The following is a 12,665-nucleotide window of genomic DNA, read 5'->3' on the forward strand; positions in this document are numbered from 1 at the left end:
TCTCCTATTCTACAATCATCTTGCCGTGCATCATATTCATGCCACAAGAGAAACCATACTCTCCAGCCTGTTCAGGTGTGATTTCCACTACATACTCTTCACCCATAGGCAAGTCCGCATGCACTCCAAAATCTGGGAAAACAATCTGATCTAGGCAGGGTGAAGGGTCCTTACGGTCAAAGACGATACGGGCTGGCACTGATTTCTTAAGAATAATCAACTCAGGCGTATAGCCCCCTTTGACTTCCACTCGAATCTCTTGGTAACCCTTTTTTTGCTGGGCCTTTTGTTCAGATTTTTCAGGCTTTTTGAAAAACCAAAACAAGATAAACGCGATAAGGGCAATACAAATAATGGTTACAATACTATTTAACATGACGTCTCCTTTACATACAATTACATCTTACTTCTGTTACAGCGCTTGATTTCTTCTTAGAAATCACAGCTTCTAAGTCTTCCAAGTCAGCCTGAGTAAAATCACATTCAGCAATCAAATCAGCCAACAAGTTCTTAATCCTACGAGAACAAACCTTGTCCTTGATATCTTGGACAAGTAAATCCCGACTTTGGTCCAAAGTTAAAAGGGCTGAATAGACAAAGAACTTGCCTTCTTTTTTCCTTGTCAGACACTCTTTCTCAACCAAACGAGCCAAAAGAGTTTGAATGGTCGACTTGGACCAGTCGAACCGCTCCGCCAGAACCCTGATCAAATCCGTACTGGTCTGCTCTCCTTGCATCCAAATAATCTTCATGACCTGCCATTCTGCATCTGAAATCTGCATAATCACACCTCCTAAATCTACATTTGTCGATTACAGTTATTAGTATACTCCGAAAATCTACATTTGTCAACTATAAATATTCTTATTTCTTTGAAAAAGAATTCTAATCCTGTAACGAGAGATTTGCAGTCAAATTTTACTATATAAACTATAAAAATATGCTATACTGAAGAAAAAAGAAAACAACCACTAGGGGTGCGTAAAGCTGAGATTAACGACTGTTAGACCCTTTGACTCAATCTAGGTAATGCTAGCTGATGGAAGTGGAAAATAGTGAGGACTACCCAGTCTTCTATTACTTTCCTCAAACAGACTAGCTTGTTCTTAAGAATACAAACTTCAGTTGGTTGGGAGGTTTTAGATGACTTATTTACCCGTTGCTCTAACCATTGCTGGGACAGACCCTAGTGGCGGTGCTGGCATTATGGCTGATTTGAAGTCGTTCCAAGCTAGAGATGTCTATGGAATGGCTGTTGTCACCAGCCTTGTCGCTCAAAATACCAGAGGCGTTCAATTAATCGAGCACGTCTCCAACCAAATGCTGAAAGCTCAACTGGAAAGTGTCTTTTCGGATATCAAGCCTCAGGCTGTAAAAACTGGGATGTTGGCAACTACTGAAATCATGGAGATTATCCAACCCTATCTTAAAAAGCTGGACTGTCCCTATGTGCTGGACCCTGTTATGGTCGCAACAAGCGGTGATACCCTGATTGATACCAGTGCGAGAAGCTACCTAAAAACAAACCTGCTTCCCCTTGCAACTATTATTACACCCAATCTTCCTGAGGCAGAAGAAATTGTTGGTTTCTCAATCCATGATCCTGAAGATATGCAACGTGCCGGTCGCCTGATTTTAAAAGAATTTGGTCCTCAGTCTGTGGTTATCAAAGGTGGCCATCTCGAAGGCGGTGCTAAGGATTTCCTTTTTACCAAGGAGGAGCAATTTGTCTGGGAAAGTCCACGAATTCAAACCTGTCATACCCATGGTACTGGATGTACCTTTGCAGCAGTGATCACGGCTGAACTAGCCAAGGGCAGAAGCCTTTACCAGGCAGTTGATAAGGCCAAGGCCTTTATCACGAAAGCCATCCAAGACGCTCCTCAACTCGGACATGGTTCTGGCCCAGTCAACCATACAAGCTTTAAAGATTAAGAAAAACTCTCTAGTTCCCACTTTAAGGGAATTAGAGAGTTTTTGATTAGGAAATCATGTCATCCAGCTTTGTTAAAAATGCTTGCGTTTTTGCCTCTATATCTTCTGCCTGCATCAAATCACGGACAACGGCTACTCCAGCAATACCAGTACCAATAAGTTGGTCAATATTCTCTGAAGTCAAGCCTCCAATAGCAACTACTGGAATAGCGACCGTTTGGCAAATTGTTTTCAAGGTTGAAATCAGGGTGATAGGAGCATTCTCCTTGGTCGTAGTCGGGAAAATGGCTCCTGTTCCCAAGTAATCCGCACCTCCTTCTTCTGCTTCGAGGGCTCTTTTAACCGTTTTAGCAGTGACACCGAGTATTTTTTCAGGACCCAAGACTTTGCGGGCAACCGAAACTGGTAGTTCATCGTCGCCAATATGCAAACCTGCAGCATCAACCGCAAGACAAACATCCAATCGATCATCGATAATTAAGGGTACTTGGTAGGCATCGGTTATTTCCTTGACTTGTTTTGCCAGCTGATAGTATTGATTGGTTGTGAGATTTTTTTCTCGTAGCTGGATCATGGTAACACCTGAACGGCAGGCCGTCTCAACTTTTTCAAGAAAGCTTTCCAAGGAATCTTGGTAGCGATTGGTTACCAGATATAGTCTGAGTGCTTCTCTATTCATAAATATCTCCTTTGATGGTATCTAGCCAATTTTCATCTCTTTTTAGGAGAGAGAGCTGATTGAGAACTTGGTAACGAAAATCTTCCAATCCCATTCCTTGAACAAGTATTCTCTCAGCAGCGATATTGAGATAAGAAACTGCTAGGCAAGAAGCTTCAAAGGCAGTCTTTCCTTGGCTGAGAAAAACGGCTGTCAAGGCTCCAACCAGGTCTCCTGTCCCTGTTATCCAGTCTAATTCGTCACAGCCATTTCCCAATACAGCAACCTGATTTGCCGAAACGATGAGGTCCTTGGGGCCAGTGACTAAGAAAGACATACCAGGATAAAGCTGACACCAGTCTTTCAAGACTTGAAGCAAATCTTCAGTTTCTTGATCTTTAGCACTCGCATCGACTCCGACTCCGTGGTGTTTTAAGCCAACAAGACTTCGGATTTCCGACATATTTCCTTTAAGGACCGTGGGCTTGTATTCTAAAAGATCTCTGACTAAGGTCTTACGAATGGGAGATGTTGCTATGCCAACAGCATCTACTACCATTGGGAGACAAGCTTGGTCTGCATAAGAAGCTGCCAGACGGATTGCTTTCTCCTTCTCAGCTGACAAATGCCCCAAATTGAGAAAGAGAGCCTGGCTTTGCTTAGTAAAATCAAGAACCTCACGGGGATCATCTGCCATGACAGGTTTAGATCCCAGAGCTAAAATGCCATTGGCCAGCATCTCACAGGAAATCTCATTGGTGATGCAGTGAATTAAGGAGCTAGAGTCTAGAGGAAAGGGATTTGTAAATGCCTGCATCAGTCTATCCTTTCATCAAAGAAATATCCTTGCACCTTTTTAAAGAATTCCTGCTTGATTAAAAATCGAAAGGCGAGAAAAGCTATGGCTGTACCGATCAAGGTCGCTCCGAAAAATCGCGGAGTATAGATAAACCAGCTAAGCTTTGCCGCAGATCCCGTAAAGAGAACCATGACAGGATAGGAAACAATGGATCCGATAATCCCTGTTCCCAAAATCTCTCCTAGGGCAGAATAGTGAAATTTTCGACCGTACTTATAAAAAAGACCTGCGAGAAGGGCTCCAAAAGTAGCTCCTGTTAGGGCCAAGGGCGGAATGCCTTGAGTAGACATACGGATAAAGGCTGTGACTGTAGCCATGACCAAGGCATAAACAGGCCCCATCAAGATTCCCGCAAGAATATTGACTACACTAGACATTGGTGCCATTCCTTCAATTCGGAAGATGGGTGTAAGAACTACGTCAAGGGCAATCATCATGGATAAAATGGTTAATTTGTGAACTTGTAGTTGGTGGTTTCTCATTTTCTATTTCTTCTCTTTTTCTAAGGACTGCAAATCACTCATCCATGTTTGGTGTTGGTAAGCCATCTCCCAGAACTTGGCTTCCATGTGGACACTTCGGTGGAAGGCCTCTAGCATTTTTTGTTTGTCCGTCTCGTCGCTTTCGCGATAGAGCTGATTGACCAGCGCTTCTTCCTCTTTAATCTGCTGTTCTAATTCATCGGTGATATAGGTTTCAATCCACTGTTGATAAAGAGGATTCGGGGATGGTTTGCGATTAAGCTCCTTGCCCAAATCATGGTATAACCAAGGACATGGGAGCAAACTAGCAAAAGCAATGCCCAGGTTTGGCTCTGCAAATTGCCGATAAATATGAGAAATGTAATGATAACAAGTTGGAGCAATCGGTTGCTCATCCATTTCCTGGTCACTGATTCCTAATTCCTTGAAAAATTGTTGGCGGATAAACAACTCACCATCCACTAGACTCTGGGCATTTTGTTTCAAAAGTCTTTTCATCTTCTCGTTTGAAGTCTTATCAGCCAAGAGGTGATAGGCTTCTGAAAAAGACTTCAGATAATAAGCATCCTGAATTAGGTAATAGCGAAAAATCGCAGGTTCTAAATTTCCCTCTTGTAACTGTAAAACAAAGGGATGATGAAAGGATGCCTGCCAAGCTTCCTTGGATAATTCCATCGCAATATCTGTAAATTTCATAATAACTCCTTTATAGAAATAGGCTGGTTTGAAGTAGTAAAAAGAACAGCAGGTAGATTAATTTTGTTTTTTTAGAAATATAAAAAGTCCGATAGCGATTCTCCAACTGTGCATGTTCGTCATATCCGTGCGCAGACAAAGCTCTCAGGTTCTGATGGCGCCACCTAAAGACCGTCATCAGAACCTTACTGTAAATCAGGGGAGACCAAACATGCAATTTTTGACCACGCAATAAGCAAGCTTCCTTGAGGGACTTGATTTCTTGCTGAATGAGGGGAAAGGAATTGAATACCACAATCAAGGCATAGGCCCAAGACCGTGATAACCCCTTTTGAGCCAAGTACAAGAGAAGCTCTTTTAGGGAAATACTAGAAACAAAGACAAGACCGATACAAACTGTCACAAAGGCCCTCGTTCCAAGCATGACTGCCTGCGAAGCATCCCCATGTAACTGAACTGCCCAGTAGTTGGCCAAAGATGGTAAGATGGCGAGTACGAGCATCCAAGCCAACATTTTAAATCGACGGTAATAGAGCATAAAGAGGATGCAAAATGCTACTACTGAAAGATTAAGAGCAATCGAAGGAATGAAAGATGTTTCCAAGGATAAAATTAGAAAGAAGAGACTGAGTATCGGTGTCTGGGTTGCTACTTTGATCATACTACCTCACCTCCCCTAGAGCATCATTGTTCAGAGATGAGAGAGGTTTGCTGATGGTCACTTCTTGAAGATGACTGAGACCCTCTCTCGTCATCTCAATCCAATAATCAACCACAGAGATCAAGGGATCTAAACGATGGCTAATGATCAAAAAACTTCTTCCCTGATTTCTATCCTCCAACATCCACTGACAAAAATAATGGCAGGCTCTATCATCCAAACCAGCAAATGGCTCATCTAGCAAGATCACAGAAGACTTGCTGGTCAAGATGGTCAAAAGCTGAAGAATCTTTTGCTGGCCACCACTTAATTGATAGGGACTCTTATCAAGCGCCTGCTCCAGATCAAAATATCGTAAAGCTTGAAGTATCCGCTGATTTCTTTCAGAGTCTGGACTATCTAATTGCAGTTCTTCTCGCAGACTGACTCGGATAAATTGCTTTTCAGCTTCCTGAACAACACCCGTCAGTTCACGATACAAACTCTTTTTCTTTTTCAGGACCGAACCCTTCCAAGTAATGCGTCCTTTATACTTCTGAAATTGAAGAATAGACCGAAAGAGGGTTGATTTCCCGACACCATTGTCACCCAAGATACAGGAAATCCCTTGGTAGAATGTGAAATCCGCAATTGAAAAGAGGGGACGATTATCCAGCTCACAAGTCATACGGTCCATATGAAACAGTTCTGGGCTAGAAGCAACTTCCTTTGAAGTAACCTCTGTCATCTCAGAGCAAGGGATTTGAAACACCTCCCTTAACTGGCCGTCTCTAAGCTCCACCATATGGTCGATATAGGCTTCATAGTCCGTTAAATCATGGTCACACAGGATGACTGTCTTCCCATTAATGGCCAACTCTTTTAGAATCTCCAATATCTCTATCCTGCTCTTGCGGTCAATGGAAGCGAAGGGCTCATCCAAGAGATAGACCCTAGGATTCATAGCAAAGAGAACAGCCAGCGCAGCCTTTTGCTTTTCCCCACCTGACAAGTGATGGAGGGGACGGTGCAAGATTGCCTCGCAACGACACTGCTGAACCACCTCAGCTATTTTAGCATCAATCTCTTGAAGGGGATGGCCGATATTCTCCAAGGTAAAAATCAGCTCCTCAAACAAGTTCTCCATGGTAAATTGATGATTGGGATTTTGAAAGAGAATGCCAACCGTCTGGACACGTTCGACAATAGAAAGCTGACTGACCTCACTACCATCTATCAGGACTTGGCCACTATAGGGAAGAGAACTAACTTGGGCAATGACTTGAAAGAGACTGGATTTTCCTGAACCACTGCTCCCAACTAACAAGGTAAAAGCTTGCGCATGAAAAGTAAAATCAATCGGTTCCGAAAAGATTGCGGACTGAATCCCCCGTAGTTCCAGCCCCATCTACGCCTTGCCTCCGGTCGCAAACTGATGATAGAGTTTGACAATGGCACGAACCAAGATGGTACAGAAGAAAAAGACGGAAATAAAACGCACCACAAGCAAGGAAAGGACAAAAGGAAGGGAGAAGGCATAGTAACCTAATTTAATGTATTCATAGACAAAGCTAAAAAGCGTAATCCCAATACTATTGGCAGTTAGAGAGAGCCAACTTTCATAGCGATTCTTGGTTACGAGAAAACCAAATTCACTTCCCAAGCCTTGAACCAAGCCAGACAAAAGGGCGCCTAGGCCGAATTGGCTACCATAAAGGACTTCAGCAAGCGCAGCGAGCACTTCTCCAATCGTCGCGCTTCCGACTCTTGGAACAAAGATAGCCGCAATGGGCGCAGCCATACACCAGAGACCAAAGAGGATTTCATTGGCAAAGGCCTGCAAACCAAGAGGGGCCAAGATTAGGGTGAGGATATCAAACAGATAGCCTGAACCCACAAAAACGCCACCAAAAAAGATAGACAAGAAAGCAAGTAAGATAACATCTTTTAACTGCCATTTTTTCAACATAAAAAACTCCTTTTTTAAAGAAAAGTGGGGCATTCAAGGTGAGCTACCAAAAGGCTTGCTGTCAAGCCTATCCTCTTTTGATAAACAAAAAAACTCCAATTACAAACGAGAATTAGAGTTTACCTTACAAGATTAGACAGTTCTTTTCGACATACGAAAAAAACCTTTTCACATTTCCCTTCGCCAGTATTAACTGTATCAGGTTCAATGGGTATTATCTCAGCCTAAAGCACCCCAAATGTCTTTATTATTTAATTACTGGACCAGTATAACAGAATTTGAAAGCCCTAGCAAGATATTTGATTGGAAAATATATTTATATAGTTTCTGATAACGATTTATTCTTTCTATACACGAAGAAAAACCTCCACATAAGGTGGAGGCTGTCTTCTTTATCAATACAATTTTAATTCACGAGGGTCGACTGGGAAGGTTGGGTTGTATGGGTTGTGACGGAGTTTGAAGTGTTTGACATCCTCAATAGTCTGAGTTCCAGATAATTGCATGACTGTCTTCAATTCTGCATTCAAGTGCTCAAAGACTTGACGCACACCAACACTACCACCAAGAGCCAAACCATAGATCACAGGGCGGCCAATAGCTACCAAGTCTGCTCCTGAAGCCAAAGCTTTAAAGACGTGCTGACCACGACGAACACCAGAGTCAAAGACAATTGGCACACGTTTATCAACTGCTTCTGCTACTTCTTGAAGTGAGTCAAAGGCCGCTGGCCCACCGTCGATTTGGCGGCCACCGTGGTTGGTTACCCAGATACCAGAAGCACCTGCGGCAAGCGAACGTTCAACGTCTTCACGGCATTGTGGCCCCTTGACATAAACAGGAAGACCTGAGTATTCAGCGATAAATTCGACATCGCGTGGAGACAAGCGTTGTTTAGCTGATTTGTAAACAAAGTCCATTGATTTTCCAGCACCTTCTGGCAGGTATTCCTCAACAATCGGCATGCCAACTGGGAAGACAAAACCATTGCGCTTGTCGACCTCACGATTGCCCCCTACAGTTGCATCCGCCGTCAAGACAATCGCTTTGTAGCCTTCAGCCTTCACACGGTCCATGATATGGCGGTTAATGCCATCATCCTTACTAAAGTAAAATTGGAACCAATGAGGTGTTCCTTGAAGAGCTTCCGTAATTTCTGGAAGGTCAACGGTAGAGTAAGAGCTGGTTGTATAAAGAGAACCAAATTCATGCACACCACGCGCAGTAGCTACTTCCCCCTGCTCATTTGCCAATTTATGAGCCGCAACAGGCGCCATAATAATTGGTGAAGATAATTTTTCACCTGCAAATTCAATCTCTGTACTTGGATTTTCAACATTGCAAAGCGTATGTGGAACGATGAGTTTGTGGTTAAAGGCACGGATGTTCTCGCGTAAAGTGAAAGTATCCTCTGCTCCACTAGCGATATAACCAAAGGCAGCTTTAGGAATGACTTGTTGCGCCATTGGCTCCAAATCATAAGTGTTAATAAAATCTACAGGTCCTTCTGCATTGCTTGTTTTATATGACATAAAGTGTCCTCCTTGTTAAGTAAGCGTTTACTTTTTCTTGCATAAACTATCTTACCTCTTTTTCAGAATCCTTTCAAAAAATTTGTCTGGAAATTTCAAATCACAGACATGATAAATATTTTCTATCATTGTGATAAAAAATTCATATTATCCAAACATGCCCTTTAGTGCTACAATAGCTATATCATTCCTAGATGGGAGGTTCTATTTTGGATTGGTCTATTGTTGAACAATATTTACCACTCTATCAAAAGGCATTCTTTCTGACCCTACACATCGCAGTTTGGGGAATTTTGGGTTCTTTTCTTGTTGGCCTAATCGTTAGTGTCATTCGTCATTATCGCGTTCCTATCTTTTCACAGTTAGCAACAGCCTACATCGAATTGTCACGAAACACGCCCCTTTTGATTCAGCTCTTCTTTCTCTATTTCGGGCTTCCCCGAATAGGGATTGTTCTTTCTTCAGAAGTCTGTGCAACTCTTGGCCTCATCTTTTTAGGAGGCTCCTATATGGCGGAATCCTTCAGAAGCGGACTGGAAGCAGTTAGTCAAACCCAGCACGAGATTGGTCTAGCCATCGGTCTAACGCCTGTACAGGTCTTTCGCTATGTGGTTCTTCCGCAAGCGACTGCGGTAGCGCTACCGTCCTTTAGTGCCAATGTCATTTTTCTCATCAAAGAAACCTCTGTTTTCTCTGCAGTAGCCTTAGCCGATCTCATGTACGTCGCCAAGGACTTGATTGGACTCTATTATGAGACAGACATTGCACTGGCCATGTTGGTAGTTGCTTACCTGATCATGCTTCTACCCATCTCTCTAGTCTTTAGCTGGATAGAAAGGAGGCTTCGCCATGCAGGATTCGGGAATGCAAGTACTCTTTCAGGGAAATAATCTCTTGCGAATCTTACAGGGATTGGGAGTCACGATTGGGATTTCCATCCTCTCTGTCTTCTTATCCATGATTTTCGGAACAGTTATGGGAATCATCATGACCACCCATTCTAGAGTTATTCGTTTTTTAACACGCTTTTATCTGGAATTTATCCGTATCATGCCCCAGCTGGTACTACTCTTCATCGTTTATTTCGGCTTAGCTCGAAACTTTAATATCAATATATCGGGAGAGACTTCTGCAATTATCGTTTTTACACTCTGGGGAACAGCTGAGATGGGGGACTTGGTACGTGGAGCCATCACTTCCCTTCCCAAACATCAGTTTGAAAGCGGACAGGCGCTTGGCTTAACAAATTTCCAACTTTACTACCACATCATCATCCCTCAGGTCTTGACAAGATTGCTTCCGCAAGCCATCAACCTTGTCACTCGGATGATCAAAACCACTTCCTTAGTCGTGTTGATTGGGGTCGTTGAAGTCACAAAAGTGGGACAGCAGATCATTGATAGCAATCGCTTGACCATCCCAACTGCTTCCTTTTGGATCTACGGAACCATTCTGGTCTTGTATTTCGTAGTTTGCTTCCCCATTTCCAAACTGTCTACTCACTTAGAAAAACACTGGAGGAACTAAATGTCTGATACTATATTAGAAATCAAGGATCTGAAAAAATCCTTCGGAGATAATCCCATCCTCCAAGGGCTTTCACTTGATATCAAAAAGGGGGAAGTTGTCGTCATTCTAGGACCATCTGGTTGTGGAAAAAGTACTCTGCTCCGCTGTCTCAATGGCTTAGAAACCATTCAAGGTGGAGATATTCTTCTTGATGGCCAGTCCATTATTGGAAACCAGAAAGACTTTCACTTAGTTCGCCAAAAGATTGGGATGGTCTTTCAAAGTTATGAACTCTTTCCCCATCTAGATGTTCTGCAAAACCTCATCCTAGGTCCTATCAAGGCTCAGGGAAGGAACAAGAAAGAAGTAACGGAGGAAGCTTTACAACTACTGGAACGTGTGGGTTTGCTCGATAAAAAAGACAGTTTTGCTCGCCAATTATCTGGTGGACAGAAACAACGAGTGGCGATTGTCCGTGCTCTGCTCATGCATCCAGAAATTATCCTCTTTGACGAAGTAACCGCTTCGCTAGATCCTGAAATGGTACGTGAGGTTCTGGAACTTATCAATGACTTGGCTCAAGAAGGGCGTACCATGATACTGGTAACTCATGAGATGCAGTTTGCCCAAGCCATTGCGGACCGCATTATCTTTCTAGACCAAGGGAAGATTGCCGAAGAAGGAACGGCTCAGGAATTCTTCACCAACCCACAAACCAAACGAGCACAGGAATTTTTAAACGTCTTTGACTTTAGCCAGTTTGGCTCATATCTATAAAGGAGATTTATATGAAACTACTCAAACCAATTCTAACTGTTTTTGCTCTAGCATTTGCGCTTATCTTTGTCACAGCTTGTAGCTCAGGTGGAAGCTCTGATGCTTCATCAGGAAAAGCAACTGCCAAGGCCCGCACTATCGACGAAATCAAAAAAAGCGGTGAGCTTCGAATCGCAGTATTTGGAGACAAAAAACCATTTGGTTATGTTGACAACGACGGTTCCTACCAAGGCTACGATATCGAATTGGGGAACCAATTAGCTCAAGACTTGGGAGTAAAGGCTAAATACGTCTCTGTTGATGCTGCAAACCGGGCTGAATACTTGATTTCAAACAAGGTTGATATCACCCTTGCCAACTTCACAGTTACCGACGAACGTAAGAAACAAGTTGATTTTGCCCTTCCTTACATGAAAGTTTCTCTCGGTGTTGTGTCACCAAAAGATAAAGTCATCAAAGACGTTAAAGAATTAGAAGGCAAAATCTTGATTGTTACAAAGGGAACGACTGCTGAAACTTATTTTGAAAAAAATCACCCAGAAGTAAAACTCCAAAAATATGACCAATATAGCGATGCCTACCAAGCCCTTCTTGACGGACGTGGTGATGCCTTCTCCACTGACAATACAGAAGTTCTAGCTTGGGCTCTCGAAAATAAAGGATTTGAAGTAGGAATTACTTCCCTCGGTGACCCAGACACCATTGCGCCAGCAGTTCAAAAGGGTAATCAAGAACTTCTTGACTACATCAACCAAGAAATCGAAAAACTTGGTAAAGAAAACTTCTTCCACAAAGCTTATGAAAAAACACTTCACCCAACCTATGGTGACGCTGCTAAGGCAGATGATCTAGTTGTTGAAGGTGGAAAAGTTGACTAATATTTTCCGAAAATAAAAAGAAATCAGGTAATCCTAGAAATTACCTGATTTTTTCTATATCTTAAACATTCTGCCAATTTTCTTGATCTTCTTTGAAGCGTTTTAAGAGATCCAATCCCTCTGGTGTGATGTAGCCTTCTTCCTGAGCTAGGTGGATGAGCTCGCTGTAGTTTGAGAGAGTCACCAGTTTCACGCCTGCGTTTGCAAAGTTCTTATCTGCTTTTGCTAGTTGATAGCTAAAAATGGCTACTACACCGAGAACATCTGCTCCTTCACGCTTGGCAGCCACTACCGCTTCGAGAACTGAGCCACCAGTTGAGATCAGGTCTTCCACGATCACCATTTTTTGCCCCTGGGTTACACGGCCTTCGATTTGGTTTCCGGCCCCATGATCTTTTGGTTTGCTACGGATATAAGCAAATGGTAGATTCATCTTGTCCGCGATGATAGCTCCATGTGGAATCCCTGCTGTCGCTGTACCAGCAATGACTTCTACCTCTGGAAAGACTGCTTTAATAGCTTCTACAAAACCATTTTCAATCAAAGTACGGGTTTCTGGATAAGCTAGCGTTACACGGTTATCCGTATAGATAGGTGACTTGATCCCAGATGCCCAAGTGAAAGGCTCTTCTGGTTTGAGATAAACCGCTTGAATTTTCAATAGATGGCTAGCAATGTCTCTAGCAAGTGTCATGGTATACTCCTTCTTATCCTTAAATCTATAATCAAA

General features: G+C 42.8%; 16 protein-coding genes and 2 riboswitches. Of the genes, 5 read left to right on the plus strand and 11 right to left on the minus strand.

The genetic code is table 11. The annotated features are described in order from the left end of the window. Positions 1 to 4: 4 nt before the first annotated feature. Together D8804_RS05380 and D8804_RS05385 are read right to left on the minus strand one after the other, a co-directional pair. Positions 5 to 376: a cupredoxin domain-containing protein gene (locus D8804_RS05380; RefSeq protein ID WP_038804415.1), complete on the minus strand. Its 372-nt coding sequence runs from the start codon at positions 374 to 376 to the stop codon at positions 5 to 7. Positions 377 to 386: 10 nt separating this feature from the next. Continuing rightward, positions 387 to 782, minus strand: a complete 396-nt coding sequence (locus D8804_RS05385) for a CopY/TcrY family copper transport repressor (RefSeq protein ID WP_125399059.1) — start codon at positions 780 to 782, stop codon at positions 387 to 389. A 181-nt stretch (positions 783 to 963) separates the two neighbouring features. Then, positions 964 to 1,061: riboswitch (TPP riboswitch) on the plus strand. 82 nt (positions 1,062 to 1,143) lie between these two features. Here D8804_RS05385 and thiD point away from each other — a divergent pair. Continuing rightward, complete coding sequence (gene thiD, locus D8804_RS05390) at positions 1,144 to 1,935, plus strand: bifunctional hydroxymethylpyrimidine kinase/phosphomethylpyrimidine kinase (RefSeq protein WP_125399060.1); 792 nt, start codon at positions 1,144 to 1,146, stop codon at positions 1,933 to 1,935. Positions 1,936 to 1,981: 46 nt separating this feature from the next. Here thiD and thiE read toward each other — a convergent pair whose 3' ends face one another. The 8 genes from thiE to lctO all read right to left on the minus strand — a co-directional run bounded on the left by thiE (position 1,982) and on the right by lctO (position 8,771). Then, the gene (gene thiE, locus D8804_RS05395) at positions 1,982 to 2,614 is read right to left on the minus strand and encodes a thiamine phosphate synthase (protein ID WP_125399061.1); all 633 of its coding nucleotides are present in this window, start codon (positions 2,612 to 2,614) and stop codon (positions 1,982 to 1,984) included. After that, complete coding sequence (thiM, locus tag D8804_RS05400) at positions 2,607 to 3,410, minus strand: hydroxyethylthiazole kinase (protein ID WP_125399062.1); 804 nt, start codon at positions 3,408 to 3,410, stop codon at positions 2,607 to 2,609. Before thiM ends, thiE begins: the two co-directional genes overlap by 8 nt. Continuing rightward, a complete protein-coding gene (thiW, locus tag D8804_RS05405) occupies positions 3,410 to 3,934 on the minus strand; it encodes an energy coupling factor transporter S component ThiW (RefSeq protein WP_125399063.1) in 525 nt (174 codons plus the stop codon). Before thiW ends, thiM begins: the two co-directional genes overlap by 1 nt. A 3-nt stretch (positions 3,935 to 3,937) precedes the next feature. Further along, positions 3,938 to 4,630: a thiaminase II gene (gene tenA / locus D8804_RS05410; protein WP_125399064.1), complete on the minus strand. Its 693-nt coding sequence runs from the start codon at positions 4,628 to 4,630 to the stop codon at positions 3,938 to 3,940. A gap of 10 nt (positions 4,631 to 4,640) precedes the next feature. Next, positions 4,641 to 5,291, minus strand: a complete 651-nt coding sequence (locus tag D8804_RS05415) for an energy-coupling factor transporter transmembrane component T (protein ID WP_125399065.1) — start codon at positions 5,289 to 5,291, stop codon at positions 4,641 to 4,643. 1 nt (position 5,292) lies between these two features. After that, on the minus strand, positions 5,293 to 6,678 hold the full coding sequence (locus tag D8804_RS05420) for an ATP-binding cassette domain-containing protein (RefSeq protein ID WP_125399066.1): 1,386 nt from the start codon (positions 6,676 to 6,678) through the stop codon (positions 5,293 to 5,295). Then, entirely contained in the window at positions 6,679 to 7,239 is a 561-nt protein-coding gene (locus tag D8804_RS05425; RefSeq protein WP_185774036.1) for an ECF transporter S component, read from the minus strand. A gap of 158 nt (positions 7,240 to 7,397) precedes the next feature. After that, positions 7,398 to 7,486: riboswitch (TPP riboswitch) on the minus strand. 148 nt (positions 7,487 to 7,634) lie between these two features. Continuing rightward, positions 7,635 to 8,771, minus strand: coding sequence for an L-lactate oxidase (gene lctO, locus D8804_RS05430; RefSeq protein ID WP_125399068.1), 1,137 nt, complete (start codon positions 8,769 to 8,771; stop codon positions 7,635 to 7,637). Positions 8,772 to 8,980: 209 nt separating this feature from the next. On the opposite strand from lctO, the gene D8804_RS05435 reads away from it, so the two are divergent. From D8804_RS05435 to D8804_RS05450, 4 genes are read left to right on the plus strand one after another with little or no spacing between them, the layout of a single operon-like run. Next, a complete protein-coding gene (locus D8804_RS05435) occupies positions 8,981 to 9,661 on the plus strand; it encodes an amino acid ABC transporter permease (protein WP_125399069.1) in 681 nt (226 codons plus the stop codon). Further along, on the plus strand, positions 9,621 to 10,298 hold the full coding sequence (locus D8804_RS05440) for an amino acid ABC transporter permease (RefSeq protein ID WP_125399070.1): 678 nt from the start codon (positions 9,621 to 9,623) through the stop codon (positions 10,296 to 10,298). Before D8804_RS05435 ends, D8804_RS05440 begins: the two co-directional genes overlap by 41 nt. Beyond that, a complete protein-coding gene (locus D8804_RS05445; protein WP_125399071.1) occupies positions 10,299 to 11,057 on the plus strand; it encodes an amino acid ABC transporter ATP-binding protein in 759 nt (252 codons plus the stop codon). Between the two features lie 11 nt (positions 11,058 to 11,068). Next, positions 11,069 to 11,935: a cysteine ABC transporter substrate-binding protein gene (locus tag D8804_RS05450; RefSeq protein ID WP_125399072.1), complete on the plus strand. Its 867-nt coding sequence runs from the start codon at positions 11,069 to 11,071 to the stop codon at positions 11,933 to 11,935. Between the two features lie 61 nt (positions 11,936 to 11,996). Here the strand turns inward: D8804_RS05450 and pyrE are convergent, their stop codons facing one another. Then, entirely contained in the window at positions 11,997 to 12,629 is a 633-nt protein-coding gene (pyrE, locus tag D8804_RS05455; protein WP_125399073.1) for an orotate phosphoribosyltransferase, read from the minus strand. Between the last annotated feature and the right edge of the window lie 36 nt (positions 12,630 to 12,665).

Source organism: Streptococcus oralis, assembly GCF_003944215.1.
Classification (GTDB): domain Bacteria; phylum Bacillota; class Bacilli; order Lactobacillales; family Streptococcaceae; genus Streptococcus; species Streptococcus oralis_BI.

What these genes read in the sequence shown, in the direction of transcription:
- lctO (WP_125399068.1), bottom strand. Translation starts at nt 8,771, where the DNA reads ATGTCATATAAAACAAGCAATGCAGAAGGACCTGTAGATTTTATTAAC.
- pyrE (WP_125399073.1), bottom strand. Translation starts at nt 12,629, where the DNA reads ATGACACTTGCTAGAGACATTGCTAGCCATCTATTGAAAATTCAAGCG.
- D8804_RS05450 (WP_125399072.1), top strand. Translation starts at nt 11,069, where the DNA reads ATGAAACTACTCAAACCAATTCTAACTGTTTTTGCTCTAGCATTTGCG.
- D8804_RS05420 (WP_125399066.1), bottom strand. Translation starts at nt 6,678, where the DNA reads ATGGGGCTGGAACTACGGGGGATTCAGTCCGCAATCTTTTCGGAACCG.
- tenA (WP_125399064.1), bottom strand. Translation starts at nt 4,630, where the DNA reads ATGAAATTTACAGATATTGCGATGGAATTATCCAAGGAAGCTTGGCAG.
- D8804_RS05425 (WP_185774036.1), bottom strand. Translation starts at nt 7,239, where the DNA reads ATGTTGAAAAAATGGCAGTTAAAAGATGTTATCTTACTTGCTTTCTTG.
- thiE (WP_125399061.1), bottom strand. Translation starts at nt 2,614, where the DNA reads ATGAATAGAGAAGCACTCAGACTATATCTGGTAACCAATCGCTACCAA.
- thiM (WP_125399062.1), bottom strand. Translation starts at nt 3,410, where the DNA reads ATGCAGGCATTTACAAATCCCTTTCCTCTAGACTCTAGCTCCTTAATT.
- thiW (WP_125399063.1), bottom strand. Translation starts at nt 3,934, where the DNA reads ATGAGAAACCACCAACTACAAGTTCACAAATTAACCATTTTATCCATG.
- D8804_RS05440 (WP_125399070.1), top strand. Translation starts at nt 9,621, where the DNA reads ATGCAGGATTCGGGAATGCAAGTACTCTTTCAGGGAAATAATCTCTTG.
- thiD (WP_125399060.1), top strand. Translation starts at nt 1,144, where the DNA reads ATGACTTATTTACCCGTTGCTCTAACCATTGCTGGGACAGACCCTAGT.
- D8804_RS05445 (WP_125399071.1), top strand. Translation starts at nt 10,299, where the DNA reads ATGTCTGATACTATATTAGAAATCAAGGATCTGAAAAAATCCTTCGGA.
- D8804_RS05380 (WP_038804415.1), bottom strand. Translation starts at nt 376, where the DNA reads ATGTTAAATAGTATTGTAACCATTATTTGTATTGCCCTTATCGCGTTT.
- D8804_RS05385 (WP_125399059.1), bottom strand. Translation starts at nt 782, where the DNA reads ATGCAGATTTCAGATGCAGAATGGCAGGTCATGAAGATTATTTGGATG.
- D8804_RS05415 (WP_125399065.1), bottom strand. Translation starts at nt 5,291, where the DNA reads ATGATCAAAGTAGCAACCCAGACACCGATACTCAGTCTCTTCTTTCTA.